This is a genomic window from Pseudomonas sp. GW460-LB5 (genome assembly GCF_059423245.1).
The window spans coordinates 26,873-45,789 of the sequence record NZ_JBWKXT010000029.1 but is presented as its reverse complement, the minus strand read 5'-3'; the positions used below and the strand labels follow the sequence as shown (position 1 = coordinate 45,789).

The window sequence follows — 18,917 nt, the reverse complement described above, 5'->3', positions numbered from 1 at the left end:
CCACGCAGGAGACCTGTCATGTCGCCACTCACTCAACTGTTGGCCAGCGCCGTGGCGTTGATGATGGCCATGGGCATCGGCCGTTTCGCCCTCACACCGCAACTGCCGCACCTGATCGCCGAAGGCCAGTTCGATCTGACGGTCGCCGGGCTGGTCGCGGCCGCCAACTACCTGGGCTATTTCATTGGCGCGGTGGACGCCATGTTCGCCCGCACACCTGGCCAGGTGCGCCTGCGCCTGCACGGCGGGCTGTGGCTGTGCGTACTGCTGACCCTGGCCTCATGGGCCGCCGACGGTTTCTGGAGCCACCTGCTGCTGCGCTTTGGCACCGGCGTGGCCAGTGCCTGGGTGCTGGTGATGATCACCAGCCTCAGCCAGCAGGTAGCCAACGCCCACAACCGCCAACGGCGGGGTGCCTTGGTGTTTGCAGGCCCCGGCCTGGGCATTGCGCTGACCGGCCTGTTGGCACTGCTGGCGCATCTGCTGGGGCTGGGTTCGGCAGCACTGTGGTTGATCTACGCCGTGGCTGCGCTGGTGATGCTGCTGGCCGTACGGCCTTGGCTGCCACGCGCGCTGCAAGCTGCCCCCACTCCCTCGCCAGCGCACCCGGGCCCGGCCCGCAGCGCCGGCATTGGCCGCCTGGCGCTGGTATATACGCTGTACGGCGTGGGTTACATCCTGCCGGCCACTTTCCTGTCGCAAATGGCCAACCAGCAGTTCCGCGGGCAGTGGATGGCCGACCTGTTCTGGCCGGCGTTTGGCCTGGCGGCAGCGCTGGGGGTGGTGCTGGTGAGCTTGCGCCGTAACGGGCGCACCTCGGCCTGGCTGACCGCCACCCTGTGGTTGCAAGGGCTGGGCGTACTGGCCTGCCTGGTGGGCGGCGGGATCGGGTTGGCGCTGGGTGTGGTGCTGTGTGGCGGGCCGTTCCTGGCCTGCATGCAATTGGTGATGCAACGCTCGCGGGAGCTGGCCCCGCATGCCACACAGCGCAATGCCGGGCTGCTGACTGCGTGCTTTGCCCTGGGGCAGTTGAGCGGGCCGTTGCTGGCGGCGGTCAGCAGCCATTACAGCGGCGGCCTGCAGCCGGCGTTGATGCTGGCGGCGATGGGGCTGGGGCTGGCGGGCGTGCTGGTGATCTCCAGCGGGCAGCGTATCCAAGGTTGCCAGGCGGCAACCCGCTCAGCCTGATTAATTGGTTTTGCCTGTACCGGCGATAGGGCCAGCACAGGCAACCTTCAACCCACCAGCTTGCGCAATTGTTGCTTCACCCAAGGCTCGGCACTCACCAGAACCACGCCCAGCAACACCAACAGCGCGCCGATCACGAAATTGACGCTTAGCGGCTCGTCCAGCAGCAGCACCCCAAAGGTCACCCCGAACAGCGGTGTAATGAACGAAAACACCGCCAGGTTGGACGCCAGGTACTTGCGCAGCAACCAGAACCAGGTCAGGTAGCTGATGAACGACACCACAATGCCCTGGAACAGCACACTGCCCATCGCCAAGGGTGTCAGCGACACGGCACCGATCTGCCCGCTTAGCAGAGCAATCAGCAACAGGCCGGCAAAACCCACCGCCAGCTGATAGAACAAGGTCAAGGTAGCCGGTGCTTCCGACAGCCGCGAGCAGCGCACCACGACTGTAGTAGCGCCCCAGGCCAGCCCGGCGATCACGCCAAAGGCATCACCCAGCAGCATGCGTCCATCCATTTCCTCGAACGACATGCCGCCAGCAAACGCCATGGCAATGCCACCGAAGGCCAACAGAATGCCCAGCCACTGCAACAACCGCAGGCGCTCGCTGGGCAGCCGAAAGTGCAGGCCCAACGCGGTAAAAACCGGCGCGGTGTAGAGGAACACGGACATGTGCGCCGCCGACGTCAGCTTCAGGCCCTCGGCAATGAACAGGAATTCCACGCCAAATAACCCGCCCGCGAGCAACCCGGCCCGCCAGGTGATGCCAACCTGCTCCCAGCCACCGCGCCAGCACAGCATCAGCGCCACCAGCACAGCGGCAATGCCATTGCGCAGCGCGGCCTGCATCACCGGCGCAACGTCGACCGCGGCGGTCTTGATCAGCACCTGCTGGCAACCCCAGATCAGGCACAGCCCCAGCATCACCTGAAAGGCAAAGGCGTCTGGGTTCTTGCGGACCGCGCTCATAGGCGGGCCTCAGGGGTGTTCGCAGGCATGGGCATAGGCTCGGCAGTCTTCAGAAGCTACCGATTATCGGGCTTCCCTACCCGCTGTTGCCAGCCTCAAAACGACCTCAAGCGATCTGCGCCTTCGAAGACACCTGTTCGAAGGTGGCTTCATCCAGCGCATCCGCCTGTTCGTCCAGCACCTGGCGCGGGTGTTCGAAGCCCGGGATGCTGCTGTCGATCAGGCTCAGCAAGCGTAAACCACGCTCGGTCAGCACAAAGTTTTCGCCATTGCCGCCCTCTTCTTCAGGCCGGCTTTCGATGAAGCCACGCTCGAACAGCAGCTTTTCGTACTCGCAGGCATGGGTTTTAAGGTGGTCCAGGTCTCCCACCGGCTCACCCTTGGCGGCCTGGGCCGCGGCGTGCTGTTCGGCATAGGGGCGTGGCGTAAAGCTATGACCGGCGCCGTTCTGCACTTCGTGCAGCAAACGTTCGATCAGGTCCCAATCGTAAGCGATGCTCATGGCTACGGGCTCCTGCTGTGGACGGAAGGGGTACACAGGTTGGGACCTGCCGGCGCAAGCGGTGTTCCGAAAGATGAAGGCTGGATGGATGCCACGGTCTGAAGCCGCGTAGGCAGCAATAGACAGAAACCATTTGCTGCCTCGCCTGGTGTAGTTTATAAACTACATTCACTCGATGAAGAAAATCGAATCCAGCAGTTTCAGGCATTGGGGGACCGGACTACGGGACTTAAGCGCCAGAGCCCGAATCATTTCTCGGATCAACCGGTTGATGGAGGGTCTGCCGGGCGACGTATCTCCGGTAGGCCATGGCGTGAGTGAGCTCAAAATTCACTATGGTCCCGGCTATCGGGTGTACTTCCATCAGACGGGCAGCACCTTCGTCATTCTGCTCTGTGGCGGCGACAAAAGCAGTCAAAAGCGAGAAATCAAGGTTGCCCACCAGATTCTGCGTTCGTGGAGGATGCAAAATGACTGAAACCTTCTCTGAATTCGATCCTGCCGCGTACCTCACTACACCTGAAGCAATCGCGCAGTTCATGACCGATGCACTTGAAACCGGCGATGCCAGCTATGTCGCTAAAGCTGTCGGCGTGGTTGCACGTGCCAAGGGCATGAGCGAACTGGCGAAAGAGACGGGGCTGTCCCGAGAGCAGCTTTACAGGTCATTCAGCGAGCATGGCAACCCCACGCTGAAGTCGTTTCTGACCGTGATGAAGGCATTGGGAATAGACATGACGGCGCGGCCTCACCTCGCTGGCTGACAACGCATCTGCGCCATCGGTCGCCAAGGTTGAACTTGCTTGCCGCCGCATCGTTCCACCGCGCATAGCCATCGCTAGAGGTAAAAAGGATGAAACCGCTGCTGCCGATTACCTGCGTCATTGCACTTTCCTGCGCCCTGCCCGCCTGGGCCTGCACACCGGAAGAAGCCACGCAGAAACGTGAAGAGCTGGCCGGGTTGGTTACCCAGTTGACCGAGCAGAACCCGCAGAAGGCGAAGGAGATCAACGACGAGCTTCAAGGGATGGATCTAGGAACGGCGAGCAAGGACTTGCCCGACAAGTGCCAGCTGATAGACCAGCGGATCAAGGAACTGAAAACGGCGGAGAAGAAGGCCGAGTGATTGACGGGTTGCCTTCGATAGCTCCATCGCCGGCAAGCCAGCTCCCACAGGTCAGCTGAATTCAGCGTCTGTGGTTTCCCTGTGGGAGCTGGCTTGCCGGCAATAGGGCCTTGATCGCTACTTATTCAGCAGCAGGCTTGCGCTTTTTCAGCGGCGCCAGGCCGTCAGCGCTGGCCAGCGGTGCGTTGGCCCGCGGTTTGGCGGTTGGCTTGCGCTTGGCGGCAGCTTTCTTGTCGCCGGTTTTCTTATCAACTTTCTTCTTCTTGGCGCCAACAGCCTTACCCGAGGCCTTGACCTTCTTCGGCCCGCTGTAGGTGCCTTTCACTTCCTTGATGACACGGCGCTCGAACTGCTGCTTGAGGTAGCGTTCGATGCTCGACATCAGGTTCCAATCGTTGTGGGTAATCAACGAGATCGCCAGGCCTTCGCCACCGGCACGGCCGGTACGGCCCACGCGGTGCACGTACTCGTCACCGCTACGAGGCATGTCGAAGTTGATCACCAGGTCCAAGCCGTCGATGTCCAGGCCGCGAGCCGCCACGTCGGTAGCCACCAGCACCTTGGAGCTGCCCTGCTTGAAGCGCTCGATGGCCAGCTTGCGGTCTTTCTGGTCCTTTTCGCCGTGCAGCACGAAAGCCTTCACGTCCTTGGCCACCAGGTGACCGTAGATACGGTCGGCCATGGCGCGGGTGTTGGTGAAGATGATCGCCTTGTCGAAGGTTTCGTTGGCCAGCAGCCACTGCACGATGTGCTCTTTGTGCTGGTCGTGGTCGGCGGTGATGATCTGCTGGCGGGTGCCCTCGGCCAGCTGCGAGACGCTGTTGAGCATCAGGTGCTCAGGGTCTTTCAGCACCTTGCCGATGATGTCGCGCAGGGCCGCGCCACCGGTGGTGGCGGAGAACAGCAGGGTCTGTTCGCGGTTTTCGCACTCCTTGCACAGTCGCTCCATGTCTTCGGCAAAGCCCATGTCCAGCATGCGGTCGGCTTCGTCGAGGATAAGCACCTGCACGTGGGACAGGTCAAGGTTGCCGGCGTTGAGCTGCTCAAGCAGGCGACCCGGGGTGCCGATCAGCACGTCCGGCACCTTGCGCAGCATGGCGGCCTGTTCCTTGAAGTCCTCGCCGCCGGTAACCAGGCCCGCCTTGATATAGGTGAACTGCGAGAACAGCTCAACCTGCTTCAAGGTTTGCTGGGCCAGCTCGCGGGTCGGCAGCAGGATCAGCGCACGGATCTCGACGCGCCCGCCTTTCAGGTCAACCAGGCGGTTGAGCAGCGGCAGCACGAAGGCCGCCGTTTTGCCACTGCCGGTCTGCGCGGTCACGCGCAGGTCGCGCCCTTGCAGGGCCAGGGGGATGGCCGCGGCCTGCACCGGGGTTGGCTCGACAAATTTAAGCTCGGCCACGGCTTTAAGCAGGCGTTCATGCAGGGCGAATTGGGAGAACACGGAGGTAACCTCAGGCAAGTGCGGGAAATTCAGTTGCATAGGGTAACGTTTTCTGCCGCCTTAGCCGAATTTCTTTTGGCAACTTTGTCGCCATCCGCGCTCTAATGGCCCTTCGTTTCGCAACAAGACTGTATGCAAGCCCATGGATATACAACGAATCTGGCGTGACTCCCTCGACCTGTGGGGCACCCTCGACCAACACCCGATGCTGCACGCCGCCATTGGCCTGGCGGTGCTGCTGCTGATTTCCCTCATCCTCGGCCGCCTGGCGCGCTTCCTGATGCTGCATGGCGCCCGCCTGCTGGCCCGCCAGCCCGCGCTGAAATGGCTGGATGACCTGCGCCACAACAAAGTGTTCCACCGCCTGGCGCAAACCACGCCGTCGCTGGTGATCCAGTTCGGCCTGAAGCTGGTGCCAGAGCTGTCCGACACTGCCCAGCACTTCCTGGGCAACGTGGCCCTGGCCTTTACCCTGCTGTTCATGACCATGGCGCTGTCGTGCCTGCTGGATGCCCTGCTCGACATCTACGCCCGCACCGAACACGCCCGCACCCGCTCGATCAAGGGCTATGTGCAACTGGCCAAGATGATGCTGTGGATCTTCGCCTCCATCGTCATCGTCGCCACCTTGATCGACCGCTCGCCGTTGCTGCTGCTGTCGGGCCTGGGTGCCATGTCGGCGGTGCTGCTGTTGGTGTACAAGGACACCCTGCTGTCGTTCGTCGCCAGCGTGCAACTCACCAGCAACGACATGCTGCACGTGGGTGACTGGATCGAAATGCCGCAGGTGGGTGCCGATGGCGACGTGGTGGACATTACCCTGCACACGGTGAAGGTGCAGAACTTCGACAAGACGATTGTCTCCATCCCCACCTGGCGCCTGATGAGCGAGTCGTTCCGCAACCGTGGTCTATAACCGCGGATAATATACTACCTACGCCACAGACCCCGTAAACCCTGGCCTCATAGATAGTACACATACTACCAATTCATATACTATCTGCCACCCTCCTGCGTAACCCCTTTCCCGCCCAGCCCGCGCCTTGAGCCCCATTCCGCTTCCCCCTGTGGGCAAGATCCGCGCTCAATATCCGTTGCTATTCTCGCAGTTGATTTCGCGATGACGCGTAGTTACGTCATGCTTGTCAGCAGCAGTAGCCGTGAGCAATCCGCTCCAGGGTCTGGACGACCAGACGATTGCCAGCCTCCTCACGTGCAAGCTCCAGCGCAGAGCAACCTTCAAATGCGGCCCGAGGCTGCGACAACCAAACGGCAGCTTTGGCTCTGTCACCAAACACCTGCTCAGCCCGCAGCCAGAGGCGCTCAATCCGATCCATAGATGCCCTCCCAGCCCTTGGTGTTGGTCGTCCAAAATCGCTCAACCCGAGCTAGCTAGGCGTGACATACGATGCCAGACCTAAGTAAATTCCTGCATTTCCCGCTCACTTGAACACCTTCTGAAAACCAGCACCGCCTCACTGGTAAATTCTGAGAAAATGAGACAGCGCAAACCCACATCCTGAAGTTCACTCCTTTCAAACTCCAGCTCAGGCAGGAACATCAATGAACGAAGCCTAGATTTTCCTTCCCATTACTTGCCGCCCAGTCGCATATCACATAACAACTGTTCATGGTGTGGACTATCAAGTAGCCCCGCCGCTCTTCAGTCTTCATAATTATTGATGTGCAAATTGTCGAGCCATCAGTAAACCGCTTACGGTCGTCGCCAAAAATCACGCCGATCATGTACGCCTCCCCCTCCCCGTACTGCACAGAGGAAAGATAGGCCGTTACGGTCACGTCGAACTGCGTGTCCATGGCTTTTGCGACACCGCTCGGTATCGCGGCGCAGTCACTCCAAGCCGGCTTATTGGTAAACGGCGGAACTCTAAGCTTACTCACCCTGAAAATTTCCTTTAATAGTTACTGCCCCGACGTCAAAACCGGTCACCCGACTGAGCACTGCTTCTCAGCGCAGAGAAACGAATATTGGAGCTTGCGGCCCCATTGCACGACCAGGGAGGAAAGCGGCACCTGCAGGCGTTAAAGATCGTGCACCAGCAATCCTGCGGCACTTCGAATGTCGGGATTTTTCAGCGCGGCCACCGCAGGCTGACTCACATATTTGCGTCCACCACGGCCGGCAAGCACCACCAAGACATCCCCGGTTTCAAACAGGCAGCCGTAGAATTCTCGCTCGTAATCGGTCACAAGACCGTCCCCCGCGGGAATGCATTCTCGGTTATCAAAGACCACGTTGTGGGCGTAGAGAATGGTGGGCTGACGCCCCTCCCCTTCGATCTCAGCGCGCATGCCCTCGGCCAGCAAAACATCCAGCAACAACCACTGCCTCACCACACAAACTGCACGGTCGGAAAAGTCCTTTTGAACGATGCTAATGAGGTCGCCATCGCTGAGGCTCGACCCATTAAGATTCCGTGCCTCCCCGTACAGGATGTCTGCAATTAGAACTGATTCCACCGCCTTCCTCGCTTACTCCAACGCACAGCTAAACCGCCTCGACATGATGATTCGGACAAGAAAAGATCAATTTTCATCGTTGATGGATAGCTAACGGGCCACACAGAGTGCGGGCCGAGGCTTGCCACACGGTGACGCTACTCATTTACGATTTAGAGATATATTGAAGAGCCCCCTCCGGGCCAGGGCCTGCGGTCAGAGGGCTACCCCCAATTACAGCCGAAGCTGACAGAGCCACCTGATTCCCACAGCGATGAATATATACATTTGAGTGAGCGCACGCAAACGCGGCATACCCTCCGCTTTTATCAGGGCGGATGAAATGAGTCTTCGAGATGCCTTTGCGGCCGTGCTCCAGCTTTTGCGAGAGCAGCAGCAGCTTTCGCAATACGATGTCGCTGGAGGTGTGACTCAGTCACACATCAGTCGACTGGAAGGCTTGAAATCCAATGCCACTCTGGAAACCAGCCAAGAGCTCGCGAAAGCGCTGAACTTGCATCCGATCGCTTTCCTGGCGCTCGTGCACGCAGCTGATGAGCAGAAAACCGCGAGGCAGATTCTGGAGCAGGCGCTCGACCAGTTGGAGCGCATGGAGCTGATCGATGCGCCACTCCCCACCGAGCCAGTCAAGCAAGCACATCCTCGCACCAGGAGCGCTGAGGCAGTTTTGTTGAAGGTGCAGGCGCTGAAGGCTGAGGGCAAGACTCAATCAGAGGCCATGGCGTTGCTGGACTTACCTAGATCCACTCTGAGCCGTTACTGGAGAAAATGCTAACCCTCTCTCGACCTGTCCGCTTCAAGCGCGGCCAGCCAAGCGTAGTAGCCGTATGGATGCACTCTGAGGAGTGGGCCTGCGACCCTTAAAGTATTGATGCCCAAAAGAGCCACGCCCAGCCTGCTGGCGAGCTCCTCTGCAGCAGCAGATGCCAAAGATCAGGCCCGTGCCACTGTGATCAGCACACCCTCAACCTAGCCAAACTTCGCATCCCTAGCACAAAGTATTAAAGCAGCAAGGAACGATGATAGAGCGCTTGCACCCAAATTCGAAGCCTTGCTATCCTGCTGACGAGGGCCAAGTGCCCAGGTTGCCGTATACCGCCCCGCTGTGTTGGGAAAGCACGGTGTTGTGCCTGCTTACCACATTACTCCCCGTGGCCAGCCCGGCTAGCAGCAAGCTCAGCAAAGCGCGTCTGATCTGCAAAGATCTCGTCTAACGAGTGCTTTTTCGGCCATGACACCGGAGTCAATGTCATGCGTTTCAATGCCGAAACCATCCTGGAAACCTTTAAAACCACCAAGGTTGCGGATGCCCCAAAGCTCAAACACACCCAGTACCTTCGTTACCTGGCTCAGCGCCTGGGCTACCAAGATTATGAGCACTTCAAGGGCTGCCTGAAGACGGCGCCATCCGACCGCCTCGGTGACTTTTACACTACGCTCATGAAGAAAATCTGCGCCTTGCGTGTTCCCGAAGAGGGTATCGCGCATGTGCGGTTCAGTCATTTTGACGGCAAGTCGATCGGCTATGACTCTTACTTCATTGGATGGGATAGAAACGGGAGGGAGGTTCGTATGCCCAAGCCCGGTTACGAGCAATTGGCGATCATGGACTTCCGCGCGTTTTATGAAGAGCCGCTCTATGTGATCGAGACCGGCGCTGAGCTGTCAGCCTGGCGGTGGAACTGGGGGTCGTTTGCAGCCGTCCCAGTGGCGCTAGCAAAAGCCAATTTCCCCTCACTGTTCCTGAAGGAGCACCTGGTCGTCACCGATCCTCCCCTTCAGAAAATCAAACGCAGAATCCGTCGCGCGCAGAAGAAGAGCGGCCTGATTTAACCCTCCGGCGGGCGATCAGTCGGTCGCCCGCCTCCATCCTTTCGCAGCTCACATATCTTATCCATCCGGACAGCATCGTAACCCTGCTGTGGCTTCTCATCTCGTACCTGGTAAACAGGGCCACTTCATTCCTAGCTTCTGACCACCCGCGATCAGACAACTCCTACTAGGACTGCGGACAGCACGATCCGCCATGCTTACTGCCGCTGGTACCTCTCAGTGGCGTCATCAATCCATCATTTTTCTGTCAATCCCGTCGCCTAGAGTGTGTTCGCCAGTGTGCACAGGACTTGATCACAATGTATTTTCAGCATCATAGCGGGACTTCCCTAGGAGACATCAGTATCCGAGAGGACGCGAACGGTACGACTTGCAGGCTTGTAATCTCCTGGGTTGACTCGGCCTCGTTCAGACGGGCACTTGAGCGACGCTACCATTGGGATTGCTGAAAGCAGAAGAAATTCAGGCGCTCATTAAGCCATTCACTGGCATGAAAACAGGAAAGAATACATTTGTACTCCACCTATCCCGCGTCAGCTTCCCCCTGTCGCACAATCAGGGCCCAGTCATCCGCCGCTCTCCCGCCTCAATCATTCTGGGGATGAAGTCCGGATCGTCAGACGTTTTGGGGACATGCGAGGCGCTGTTGATACGCATCAAGTGAGCTTTGATCTCATGAGCAATACGCGCCGCGTCTTTTGCTGACCACCACTGAGTGAGCTGTTCAGCGATTTCATCGGCCCCATGGTCAGCCTTGGCCACGTCCAACAAAAGCCTCGTCGTCAGCCTGAGGTGGGCATCTTGTAATCCACAAGCCTGGTCAGCCAGCACGGCAAGCGAAGATTGAAGCGGTGCTCAAAGCCAAAGCGGCTGGCAAATCCAAGCGAGAAATCTCAGATGAGCTTGGCATTCCATGGTCGACGGTAAACGACATATGGAAGAAAGGCTGATCTGCTACCTCACCAATTTCCCTGACACAAAAAAACGGCCAGATTGGCCGTTTTGAGTGCAGCAACAATAAATCAGGAAACCCAAGCTTCTACTTCTTCGGCCCCGTACTGCGCCTTCCACTCTTTCAGCAGCTTGTGATTGCCGCCTTTTGTCTCGATTATCTCCCCGTTATGCGGGTTCTTGTACTGCTTAACTTGGCGTGCACGACGCGGCGATTTCTCTGCCACAGCCGGGGCGCTACGACGACCCGCTTGAGGATCCAGCAGGTTGATGATGTCACGCAGGCTGAAGCCGTACTTGTTCAGCAAATCACGAAGCTTTTCTTCAAATTCGATTTCTTTCTTCAGCTCGGTGCTGCCCTTCATCGCCTCGAGCTCAGCGAGCTGCGCGGCCAGGGTCTGCTCAAGCTTTCGGAATTCTGCCAAACGAGACATATGTAGTCCTCAGGTATTTAAAAAAGTGCTTACAGGTTAACCCAAATGTGGAGCTGGGCCTAATGAATTTGATGCTGCAACGTGGAGTTAGTTCACCACAACAGCACTTGCAGGCTCAGCAGCAATATAAGGAAACTATATCCATCTCACTAATTAGGCCTGTGCTGCTTCACACACCTACCTGAGCAAAGCGCTGCGCGTCTAAGGACGTTACCGCCGAGAAGCCAGCACCCTTTTTAAAGCTCATATTGTGAACAAAGTTTTTCATCGCATCTGAAGGGTCGATGGCTTCGAGGTTAAGACCTTCGACAGTGGCACGGGAGAATGCAACGCTGAGGATCGGCTGATCCTCCATGTGCCCGGTAGAGCTGTTCAGCACGTTATCCATCGCCGTAACGATGACGAGGTCGTCCGGCAAGATGGCCAGCAGCTCGCGGCCTACCCGCAGTGCGCAACTGCACACGTAATCCTGGTGGAGTTCGTTGAAGCGGCCTGCAGGCATCGCCTTGGTCGACAGTTTTCCGCTTTTGAGCAGCGATTTGATCTCGGTGGGAATGACGTGCGAGCCGTGAATAGCCAGCTTTGCTTCCAGCACGCCTCCCTCATGAACGATCATCTGTATGGATGAGCCAAGGTGCGAAATTTCCTCGAACGACTCGAACGCCTCGATAGCGTCGAGCTTTGCCTGGCGATCGCCATCAAGAATCCGCAGGGCAATGTCCCGCTCCTCCGACCAATCAGAATGCTGAGTCTTCCATTCTTCAAACTGCGCCTGGAACAGCCGTTCATCTTCAGTTGCGGCAGTGGCGATTTTCGCGATGAGGGCCGCACGCTGACGGCTTTCCAACTTAAACAGCTTGGCCCAGAAGTTTGGACGATAAGTCGCCGAGGCCTGCATAGCGGCCTGTTCAAGGGCCCCGCTTTTCACGGGCGGCTTAGGCTCAGGCTTGGACAGAATCTTCTTCCATTTGACCGGCTCAGCGCATTCCTTATGCATCGAGAGCAGGATATCAATGTGGTTCTCATACACCTCGACTTCGTAGGCCGCCTGTTCGAGGGCCTCCATTCTCGCGAACTCTTTCTGCCGCTTCTCCAGCTCACGTTGGCGGCGATGCGCATTACGTTCTGCTCGCCTTGCAGACGCTTGCAGAGATCGAACTGTCCCTTTCCAACCCATCACAATATTCCTTACTGGCTTCGTGATGGCACATTAACATAGCCGCTATCACAGCTTGAACTGGCTGCATCATTTGATCCCGTCTCGCCCCTAGCGACAATGATTTCTCCACGGAACTGCAGGTTATTCAGCCGAAAGAGGTAGGCCAAAGACGAGGTGGAGTGCTACTTCGAGATACAACACATCGGGCCCTGATCCAGCATGTGGCCTGATCATCTATTACTCAGGGAGATGGGTACCAGTGAAGCTCACAACGCGGGTATCTCACGGTCTTCGTCCACGGCCACAGGCTTTGGGAATTGAGCGTGACCATCGCTCCCGTTTGGGAGCTTTGGATAGAAAGAGGTAAATGATGACCGCTAGCCTACGACGCGTTGCTGGCGGTGAACTCAGAGTTGATTTTTGTGGGAGCGGGCTTGCCCAGCGAACACGGGCGTAGCCCGTGCCAGCTACCTCCAATGCATGGGCCGGCCGCTTCGCGGGACAAGCCCACTCCCACATAATTACTGGCAACTGCACTGGCACCCCTGGGTCGAAAACAGCCAGTGGTGACCGACCGCAATCGATTCTTTGCAGCCGTTCGAGGTATCTACGAAACCGAGTTCAATTCAGCCACACAAGCGCACTCGAAAGTTCCTTCCATAGTTTCCGCTGCTTGCCAGCGATCCACGTTTCGCTATACCCCAAAAGGGTTGCATGGCACGTTGATATCAGTAATCCTTCAGTTTAGGCGCTTCAAACTGGCATGATTTTCTAGCGCTGAACCTATGGGATTGTCCCGCTAATGCCATGACTGAGGCAGGGCACGTACAAGGCGCACATTGCGTTTGGGGAGTCAGAATCGATATGGCGACATGCACCGCACCTAGTAAGGGTCACCGCTCCGCAAGCGCGGCAGCAAATTGTCCTGCGTGTAGAAATCGCTATGGGGGCTATGGAGCACGCTCATATTCCTCCACCTCATACTCTTCTCCGTCATCATCCTCTTCATCTGGTGGGGGTGGGGGGCGCACGTCACGTGCTTTGCCCAGTGGAGTTCCGGAAATCTATCGTCGTCCGCTATCTGAGGTACCAAGCCTAGTCCGCAGCGAGGTTCCAACTCCGGCGCAGTCGAACGGGCAAACCTATGACGTGTTCATATCTCATGCATCTGAGGACAAGGACGAGTTTGTCAGGCCATTGGCCAATGCGTTGATTGCAGTTGGGCTCAAGGTATGGTTTGACGAAATGACACTTCGTATCGGGGACAGCTTGCGTCAAAAAATTGATAAAGGCTTGGTTAATAGCCGCGTTGGACTTGTGGTTCTGTCCCCAGCGTTTATCAAGAAGGGATGGACGAATTACGAATTGGACGGGATCGTTACCCGCTCGGTTTCTGGCGAACAGATATTGCTGCCGATTTGGCACAACATCACCAAGCAGCAGGTGATGGATTTCAGTTCTTCGATCGCGGACAAGGTGGCGCGCAGCACCGCGGTGCACACCATTGATGAGATCGCTGCTGAGATCGCCGATTTGCTAAAGTCTAATGATGCCCAAGCATCCTAACATCAAGCGTCCACACAGCATGCCTGGAGATAATCGGGCATGCCCATCCGCTGTTGCCTGCCCTTGGGACATCCCGGCAGGCTAATCGCCTTCTCCTCCCCAGGGGGGCCGCCAGATTCAAGGTGTCGACAGCAATGCCAATGGATGCCTACGGATTCAACTTCGCCATTGGAGTACCGAAACACCAGCCATTCTTGTGCCAAGCCACTTGCAGACTGCTCAGATGCAGATAGTGACAATGACCTCGGACAAAACCAGGTATTGATGATTGGCGGCTCAGAAAAGTGTGGTCGCGAAGACATCATCGTCGCAATCTGAGCTCGGCGAGTCTACGGACATGTTGAGCACTTATGAAATAGCTACTTTCAGTGAATCCCAGCTCAGTTGCCCAAACTGCAACTCACCCCCCAATAATTGGGAGCTTCGTCCAAGGGCGAAGATCTGCTGCCACATAGATATGGGCGCAGTCCCGAAGCGCGCGTCCATCTAACCGCACGTCACCCAGCTACTATGGAATCCAAAGCCTTGCACCAATCAACGTATGGCAAAAGGTCTACTGATCTCGCCGACACCGCCGCATGAACCAAGATCGATAATTGCGGGTCAGTCTGTAACGGGAGATTGCAACTGGCGGGGTACAGCGAATGGTTTCATTTGATCTACAAAGGATGCTCATTGGCGAGTTCCCGCTGACCTTCCTCTTGGAGGTCGCCCTTCGTGTTTCAGCGGCGTTTCTAGCCGTGTTCTTCTTTTTGAAATTCAGTGGTCGACGCGGAATCAGGCAGCTGTCCCGATTCGAGCTCGTGGTGATCCTCACCTTGGGCTCAGCCGCAGGCGATGTGACTTTTTATGAAGATGTACCCCTCCTCCCGGTCGCATTGGTTTTCCTTACGCTCTTGCTGCTCTATCGCGGAACCGTCTACATGATGAGGCGCAGCAAAACATGCGAGGCCTGGATCGATGGACTGCCCATCACGGTCGTAAAGGACGGAATGTACGAGATCCATTAGCTGCGGAATTTGAACATCTCGTCCAACGAGCTCTTCATGGAGCTGCGCCAACAAGGCGTGGAGCATCTCGGCCAAGTTCGACTCGGCCTATTGGAAACCGATGGCGATCTCAGTCTGTATTTCTATGGGCAAGATGACACCCGGCCAGGGCTGTCGGTGCTCCCAGTCGAACATCGTCCGGAGTACCTGGCACCGCCGAACGCGGGCCTTCACTGTTGCGTCAGCTGCGGCTTCCCAACCTTCCATGAACCTCAAGACTCAGTCGTGTGTGAACGCTGCGGACATAACGTCTGGTCACCTGCATTGGATACCGTGCGCAACCGCTAGACCTAATCCACTTAATAGCGCGGGGGTTGGACAGGCACCGTCTTCACTGACGGATTTATTCACGCCCTTTTCACATGCTATGTGGGAGCGTTAGCTATCCCTACGTGTGATAGAAGCTCCCTTGCCCGCCTAGCAGCGGGCTTTCTTTTGCCCGCCATTCCTCATCGACTCGGGCCATTCGTCCGTTGGGCTGTCCGCTTCATCGGCCAAAGCTGTCCTCTAAGGACATCAGCCAGAGGCTTCCTCATGCGACAGCTATTCCAATCGATAACTCTTCCCCTTGCCTGCACTCTGCTGTGGGCATGCGCCGCTCCCGAAACGAAGTCTCCTGTGGAGGCACCAGGCCGGCCAGAGTCGGCAAAAACCCAGTTGCTGGAAACCGGCGCCGCGACGCTGCAGTCCAAGCCGCCCATTGAGGCCATCAACGCCTACCTGGATGGATTTCACTTCTACAACGGCCATCAGGACGTGCAAATGGAAGCGCATCACTACTGCTCCATCCTCAACGAGGATGTCATTCAGTGTGTGATATTCGACGGCAATACCAAGTGTGCGAAGATCATGGGCGTCGAGTACATCATCGACGAGAAGCTGTTTGCCGGATTACCAATCAAGGAGAAGGCGATGTGGCACAGTCATGGCTACGAGGTCGCGTCTGGGCAGCTGATCGCCCCAGGCATCCCTGCTCCTGCTGAACATGCCTTGATGGAGCGACTGGCGCATACTTATGGGAAGACATGGCACACCTGGCACACCGATCAGGATAAATCGCTGCCTGTAGGTGTGCCGCAATTGATGATGGGCTTTACCGCTGATGGCCAGGCTAGCCCGGCGATGGTCGAACAGCGCAATCGGCGCCTGGGTGTGGATGCTGCAAAAACCAAAGCTGAGCGGGCTGACATTCGTATTCCTGATGCTGATCCCCAGGCGAATGGCTGGCAGCACGGTAACGTCATTCAAATCACCGATCCAACCGGTGCCCATTTACATCGCCCTTCAACAGCTACACCATCCACTACAAATAGCCGATCCAGCCAATAGCCGCCTGCATCAGCTTTGTGTGGATGGGGCCTCGGGCGTGTCCCCCCTTTCGGGGGAGCGGCTGTCGTGTACCGCACCCTGGCGCTGCCAGGGTCACGGCCCTACCGGGCTTCCATCCTCACGCCTCCGCCCCTCCATGGGCTGCGCGCTCCGCTTGCTAGTTGCCGACACTCAAATGCCCGGCCTAGTCCTTGTCTCAAAGTGAACGATCAGCACACCGCGACACTCCATGTACCGCACCGTGTTTAGTGATCAGCACGGCGAGGGAAGGATTCTGATCAACGTCCATGGAGAGGAAAACTGTGAGCGTCACCTTGAGATGTCTCAAATGCGGTGGGCAAGACCTTGTAGTACCACAGAGGTTGAACAAGAAGGCTATCCTCACGTGCCGAGGGTGTGCCGCCATTGCCAATTATGGCGATCTGATGGAGGCAGAAGGTAGACGGCTGATTGCCGACATCAGGCAGCGCCTGCCTCTCTTGGACGCCGGGTAGTGGCATACCGAGCGCGGACAACTGCACAAGCTATGCAGCAACCTTTATTACACGATTCGTTGCGCTTCACGATCTTTCGCGCACCCGGTCAGCTAATACGAAAGTAAAGGGAGCGTCCCTAATTCGCCAAGCATCTCACCAGAACACACAGGCTCTCTGTGTGACCACACGAGGTGCGAGATCATGGCAAACGATCAAGAAAAAACCGGTCAGCAAGGTGGCACCACTCAAAACAATCCTGATGGCTTCGAGAATGATCCACACCGACCATCTGAGCCTGATCAAAGAGGTGGACAGTTGTCGGAGAGCGAATCCGACCTTCAACGAGATTTGCATCAAGATGGTCAGGATTTAGGCGGTGGGTACCAAAGCGATCACCAGGGCGCAGTTGGTACAGCTCATAGAGGCGGCATGGGAGGTCATACCACGGGGCCCAAATCGGACAATGGCCAAAGCGAAATTGACGAAGCTTCGCAAGCGGTGCAGGACGAAGACAGCGGCATGACTGAAGACAACCGGTAAGGTTGTTTAGGGCCAGGGGAGCTGGAAGCCCTGGCCTTGCTCATGGCCCCGCTCTATTTGCAGTAAACAGTACAGAGCTCATTAACTCGTGTCGTGAAGCTTTGGCTCATCATCCCCATGACAGGTCGACCGGGGCGCTCGCCAGACGCATCGTTCCCATCGTCCATGGATTGCCCCCCCATCAGCTTCTCACTCGCCACTAGCTGAGCAGCCCGAACAGGTCACCACTAATCTCATTACGCTGGCTGAGGTCGAGCAACAGCACCTCCGCTTTGCTGTAGCGGAAACCCTCCCGGTAAATCCGCCCCCTCATGCGCAGCCTTTGTCAGCAAAAGCGTATCGCCTGTTGGACAAAGCAGTTCGACGAGGATGCCTCTGGGCAACCCAGAGCTGAACTGCCGAGATTATCAGCGTGCTCAATTCCTTTGGCGAGTGACAGCAGTCGCCCCGTAGCGGACGCTTGCTTTAGTATCAAATCAGTCGCGTTGCGCTGGAAGTCACCAACCAGATGCCAGGGAGCTACGCTTCTACAGACTCAACGGAAAAGATACGCGATTAGGACGGAGGGCAGGCTGCATGCGGTTGTCGACATTCATCACTCAGCACATGGGCAGCATCCTGCAGGCTTGGGAGGATTTCGCTCGTACCGTTGAATTACCTCGCGAAGCGCTTAGTGACAAGGGCTTAAGAAATCATGCCGCCTTCATCCTCCAAGCCGTGGCTCGCGATATGGATACACCACAGAGCTTGCAGCAGGAGATCGATAAATCGCAGGGTTTAGGCCCAGCTATTGAGGGCGAAAGCGCTGCTGAGACTCATGCCGTACTTCGCCTTCTGGATGGATTTACCCTCGATCAGATGGTATCCGAGTACAGAGCCCTCAGATCCAGCGTGCTCAGGCTTTGGCTTTCACAGGAAGCATCACTCGATCAAGCGGATCGTGTACCCGAAATAATCCGTTTCAACGAAGCTATCGATCAGGCTCTTGTAGAGTCCATCGCATCCTATGGCAAGGCTGTCGATACCACACGCAAAATGGTGCTGGGGGTACTGGGTCACGATCTTCGATCACCACTAACGGCCATTAAAATGGGAGCGGCGCTGCTTACCAGAGCCAAGCAGTGGGGAGACCGTGAACAGAGCTTGGCGGTGCAGATCGATACGAGTGCCGAACGTGCCAATCAGTTGGTAAACGATCTACTGGATCTCGCCAGATGCAACCTGGGCCTGGGCATCACGGTGCAACGTCAGGATATCGATCTGACTTCGTTGTGTGCCAGGGTTGTACAAGAGGTCTGCTTCGCCCATCCACAGATTAACGTTGTTTTCGAACGTACCGATGCACTGCCGGCGAGCGTCGATCCGCTACGCATGAGCCAGGTGATATCCAATCTGATGGTAAATGCCATACGACACGGGGATGTTGAGCGGCCGATTCGAGTAGGTGCTAGCTGCGTTGAGAACATGGCCGTAATTGAGGTACACAACTGGGGAAAACCAATCTCTGCCGACCAGATCACCTACCTATTTGATCCTGAAGCACGCTTAACACGCGCAAGTCGTGCTGACGGTGAGCAGAGCCAAGGTCTAGGGCTAGGGTTGTTCATAGCCAAGGAAATCACGGCCAGCCATGCCGGCAGCATTCAAGTCGTATCTAGCCCTGAGCAAGGCACGACTTTTCGAGTGAGCTTTCCGAGACAGCCATCGACATAATCCCTGTTATTAGAACGAGCGAAAAGCTTGCTCTTTGACCTTGGGGAGAAACCTCAAGGTTAGCTGGGTCGATAGCCGCCGCTTGCTTCCGTTGCCAGGAGACTGGCCCAGAAACGCCGAAATCCGTTTGGGATGACTAACGAAAAAAAGCC

The 18,917-nt window shown here is 57.1% G+C and carries 20 protein-coding genes and 2 pseudogenes; 13 read left to right on the top strand and 9 right to left on the bottom strand.

Annotated features, from left to right (window positions below):
• Nucleotides 1-18: 18 nt before the first annotated feature.
• Nucleotides 19-1,188: an MFS transporter gene (locus AC07XM_RS18115; RefSeq protein ID WP_102689262.1), complete on the top strand. Its 1,170-nt coding sequence runs from the start codon at nt 19-21 to the stop codon at nt 1,186-1,188.
• Between the two features lie 47 nt (nt 1,189-1,235).
• Here the strand turns inward: AC07XM_RS18115 and AC07XM_RS18110 are convergent, their stop codons facing one another.
• Nucleotides 1,236-2,162, bottom strand: coding sequence for a DMT family transporter (locus tag AC07XM_RS18110; RefSeq protein WP_102689263.1), 927 nt, complete (start codon nt 2,160-2,162; stop codon nt 1,236-1,238).
• A 106-nt stretch (nt 2,163-2,268) separates the two neighbouring features.
• Nucleotides 2,269-2,664 (bottom strand): hypothetical protein, encoded by a 396-nt coding sequence (locus AC07XM_RS18105; protein ID WP_016498447.1) that lies wholly within the window; start codon nt 2,662-2,664, stop codon nt 2,269-2,271.
• Nucleotides 2,665-2,839: 175 nt separating this feature from the next.
• On the opposite strand from AC07XM_RS18105, the gene AC07XM_RS18100 reads away from it, so the two are divergent.
• From AC07XM_RS18100 to AC07XM_RS18090, 3 genes are all read left to right on the top strand, one after another.
• Nucleotides 2,840-3,142 (top strand): type II toxin-antitoxin system RelE/ParE family toxin, encoded by a 303-nt coding sequence (locus tag AC07XM_RS18100; protein WP_102689264.1) that lies wholly within the window; start codon nt 2,840-2,842, stop codon nt 3,140-3,142.
• The gene (locus AC07XM_RS18095; protein ID WP_016488543.1) at nt 3,135-3,428 is read left to right on the top strand and encodes an addiction module antidote protein; all 294 of its coding nucleotides are present in this window, start codon (nt 3,135-3,137) and stop codon (nt 3,426-3,428) included. Before AC07XM_RS18100 ends, AC07XM_RS18095 begins: the two co-directional genes overlap by 8 nt.
• A gap of 89 nt (nt 3,429-3,517) precedes the next feature.
• Nucleotides 3,518-3,790 (top strand): hypothetical protein, encoded by a 273-nt coding sequence (locus tag AC07XM_RS18090; protein WP_102689265.1) that lies wholly within the window; start codon nt 3,518-3,520, stop codon nt 3,788-3,790.
• Between the two features lie 121 nt (nt 3,791-3,911).
• Here the strand turns inward: AC07XM_RS18090 and AC07XM_RS18085 are convergent, their stop codons facing one another.
• Nucleotides 3,912-5,273, bottom strand: a complete 1,362-nt coding sequence (locus AC07XM_RS18085) for a DEAD/DEAH box helicase (protein WP_023047768.1) — start codon at nt 5,271-5,273, stop codon at nt 3,912-3,914.
• Between the two features lie 103 nt (nt 5,274-5,376).
• Between AC07XM_RS18085 and AC07XM_RS18080 the strand changes: the two are divergent.
• A pseudogene (locus AC07XM_RS18080) lies at nt 5,377-6,147 on the top strand (mechanosensitive ion channel family protein); the annotation flags it as partial.
• A gap of 232 nt (nt 6,148-6,379) precedes the next feature.
• Here the strand turns inward: AC07XM_RS18080 and AC07XM_RS18075 are convergent.
• The 3 genes from AC07XM_RS18075 to AC07XM_RS18065 all read right to left on the bottom strand — a co-directional run bounded on the left by AC07XM_RS18075 (nt 6,380) and on the right by AC07XM_RS18065 (nt 7,715).
• Nucleotides 6,380-6,571, bottom strand: coding sequence for an MbcA/ParS/Xre antitoxin family protein (locus AC07XM_RS18075; protein ID WP_054902834.1), 192 nt, complete (start codon nt 6,569-6,571; stop codon nt 6,380-6,382).
• Between the two features lie 223 nt (nt 6,572-6,794).
• The gene (locus tag AC07XM_RS18070) at nt 6,795-7,136 is read right to left on the bottom strand and encodes a hypothetical protein (RefSeq protein WP_054902835.1); all 342 of its coding nucleotides are present in this window, start codon (nt 7,134-7,136) and stop codon (nt 6,795-6,797) included.
• Nucleotides 7,137-7,277: 141 nt separating this feature from the next.
• Complete coding sequence (locus AC07XM_RS18065) at nt 7,278-7,715, bottom strand: DUF6957 family protein (RefSeq protein WP_054902836.1); 438 nt, start codon at nt 7,713-7,715, stop codon at nt 7,278-7,280.
• A 322-nt stretch (nt 7,716-8,037) separates the two neighbouring features.
• On the opposite strand from AC07XM_RS18065, the gene AC07XM_RS18060 reads away from it, so the two are divergent.
• A complete protein-coding gene (locus AC07XM_RS18060; protein ID WP_054902837.1) occupies nt 8,038-8,490 on the top strand; it encodes a helix-turn-helix domain-containing protein in 453 nt (150 codons plus the stop codon).
• Nucleotides 8,491-8,966: 476 nt separating this feature from the next.
• Nucleotides 8,967-9,548, top strand: a complete 582-nt coding sequence (locus AC07XM_RS18055) for a hypothetical protein (RefSeq protein ID WP_054902838.1) — start codon at nt 8,967-8,969, stop codon at nt 9,546-9,548.
• Nucleotides 9,549-10,103: 555 nt separating this feature from the next.
• Here the strand turns inward: AC07XM_RS18055 and AC07XM_RS18050 are convergent.
• Nucleotides 10,104-10,316 carry a hypothetical protein gene (locus AC07XM_RS18050; RefSeq protein WP_146024524.1) on the bottom strand — a complete coding sequence of 71 codons (213 nt, stop codon included), beginning with the start codon at nt 10,314-10,316 and terminating at the stop codon, nt 10,104-10,106.
• Nucleotides 10,317-10,354: 38 nt separating this feature from the next.
• Here AC07XM_RS18050 and AC07XM_RS18045 point away from each other — a divergent pair, with 38 nt between their 5' ends.
• Entirely contained in the window at nt 10,355-10,498 is a 144-nt protein-coding gene (locus AC07XM_RS18045; RefSeq protein WP_082422863.1) for a helix-turn-helix domain-containing protein, read from the top strand.
• A gap of 72 nt (nt 10,499-10,570) precedes the next feature.
• Here the strand turns inward: AC07XM_RS18045 and AC07XM_RS18040 are convergent, their stop codons facing one another.
• Both AC07XM_RS18040 and AC07XM_RS18035 read right to left on the bottom strand, forming a co-directional pair.
• Nucleotides 10,571-10,933: a histone-like nucleoid-structuring protein, MvaT/MvaU family gene (locus AC07XM_RS18040; RefSeq protein WP_054902840.1), complete on the bottom strand. Its 363-nt coding sequence runs from the start codon at nt 10,931-10,933 to the stop codon at nt 10,571-10,573.
• A gap of 169 nt (nt 10,934-11,102) precedes the next feature.
• Entirely contained in the window at nt 11,103-12,110 is a 1,008-nt protein-coding gene (locus AC07XM_RS18035) for a hypothetical protein (protein WP_054902841.1), read from the bottom strand.
• A gap of 1,023 nt (nt 12,111-13,133) precedes the next feature.
• On the opposite strand from AC07XM_RS18035, the gene AC07XM_RS18030 reads away from it, so the two are divergent.
• The 5 genes and pseudogenes from AC07XM_RS18030 (at nt 13,134) to AC07XM_RS18010 (ending at nt 18,765) form a co-directional block, all read left to right on the top strand.
• Nucleotides 13,134-13,658, top strand: a complete 525-nt coding sequence (locus AC07XM_RS18030) for a toll/interleukin-1 receptor domain-containing protein (RefSeq protein ID WP_054902842.1) — start codon at nt 13,134-13,136, stop codon at nt 13,656-13,658.
• A gap of 644 nt (nt 13,659-14,302) precedes the next feature.
• Nucleotides 14,303-14,995, top strand: a pseudogene (locus AC07XM_RS18025) (DUF421 domain-containing protein).
• Nucleotides 14,996-15,241: 246 nt separating this feature from the next.
• Nucleotides 15,242-16,036, top strand: a complete 795-nt coding sequence (locus AC07XM_RS18020; RefSeq protein WP_054902843.1) for an OBAP family protein — start codon at nt 15,242-15,244, stop codon at nt 16,034-16,036.
• Nucleotides 16,037-16,713: 677 nt separating this feature from the next.
• A complete protein-coding gene (locus AC07XM_RS18015) occupies nt 16,714-17,052 on the top strand; it encodes a hypothetical protein (protein WP_054902844.1) in 339 nt (112 codons plus the stop codon).
• 576 nt (nt 17,053-17,628) lie between these two features.
• Nucleotides 17,629-18,765 carry a sensor histidine kinase gene (locus AC07XM_RS18010; protein WP_054902846.1) on the top strand — a complete coding sequence of 379 codons (1,137 nt, stop codon included), beginning with the start codon at nt 17,629-17,631 and terminating at the stop codon, nt 18,763-18,765.
• Nucleotides 18,766-18,917: the final 152 nt, after the last annotated feature.

Excerpts from the sequence above, each read along its gene's own strand:
- AC07XM_RS18115 (WP_102689262.1), top strand. The coding sequence starts at position 19 with ATGTCGCCACTCACTCAACTGTTGGCCAGCGCCGTGGCGTTGATGATG.
- AC07XM_RS18110 (WP_102689263.1), bottom strand. The coding sequence starts at position 2,162 with ATGAGCGCGGTCCGCAAGAACCCAGACGCCTTTGCCTTTCAGGTGATG.
- AC07XM_RS18105 (WP_016498447.1), bottom strand. The coding sequence starts at position 2,664 with ATGAGCATCGCTTACGATTGGGACCTGATCGAACGTTTGCTGCACGAA.
- AC07XM_RS18100 (WP_102689264.1), top strand. The coding sequence starts at position 2,840 with ATGAAGAAAATCGAATCCAGCAGTTTCAGGCATTGGGGGACCGGACTA.
- AC07XM_RS18095 (WP_016488543.1), top strand. The coding sequence starts at position 3,135 with ATGACTGAAACCTTCTCTGAATTCGATCCTGCCGCGTACCTCACTACA.
- AC07XM_RS18090 (WP_102689265.1), top strand. The coding sequence starts at position 3,518 with ATGAAACCGCTGCTGCCGATTACCTGCGTCATTGCACTTTCCTGCGCC.
- AC07XM_RS18085 (WP_023047768.1), bottom strand. The coding sequence starts at position 5,273 with ATGCAACTGAATTTCCCGCACTTGCCTGAGGTTACCTCCGTGTTCTCC.
- AC07XM_RS18075 (WP_054902834.1), bottom strand. The coding sequence starts at position 6,571 with ATGGATCGGATTGAGCGCCTCTGGCTGCGGGCTGAGCAGGTGTTTGGT.
- AC07XM_RS18060 (WP_054902837.1), top strand. The coding sequence starts at position 8,038 with ATGAGTCTTCGAGATGCCTTTGCGGCCGTGCTCCAGCTTTTGCGAGAG.
- AC07XM_RS18055 (WP_054902838.1), top strand. The coding sequence starts at position 8,967 with ATGCGTTTCAATGCCGAAACCATCCTGGAAACCTTTAAAACCACCAAG.
- AC07XM_RS18040 (WP_054902840.1), bottom strand. The coding sequence starts at position 10,933 with ATGTCTCGTTTGGCAGAATTCCGAAAGCTTGAGCAGACCCTGGCCGCG.
- AC07XM_RS18035 (WP_054902841.1), bottom strand. The coding sequence starts at position 12,110 with ATGGGTTGGAAAGGGACAGTTCGATCTCTGCAAGCGTCTGCAAGGCGA.
- AC07XM_RS18020 (WP_054902843.1), top strand. The coding sequence starts at position 15,242 with ATGCGACAGCTATTCCAATCGATAACTCTTCCCCTTGCCTGCACTCTG.
- AC07XM_RS18015 (WP_054902844.1), top strand. The coding sequence starts at position 16,714 with ATGGCAAACGATCAAGAAAAAACCGGTCAGCAAGGTGGCACCACTCAA.
- AC07XM_RS18010 (WP_054902846.1), top strand. The coding sequence starts at position 17,629 with ATGCGGTTGTCGACATTCATCACTCAGCACATGGGCAGCATCCTGCAG.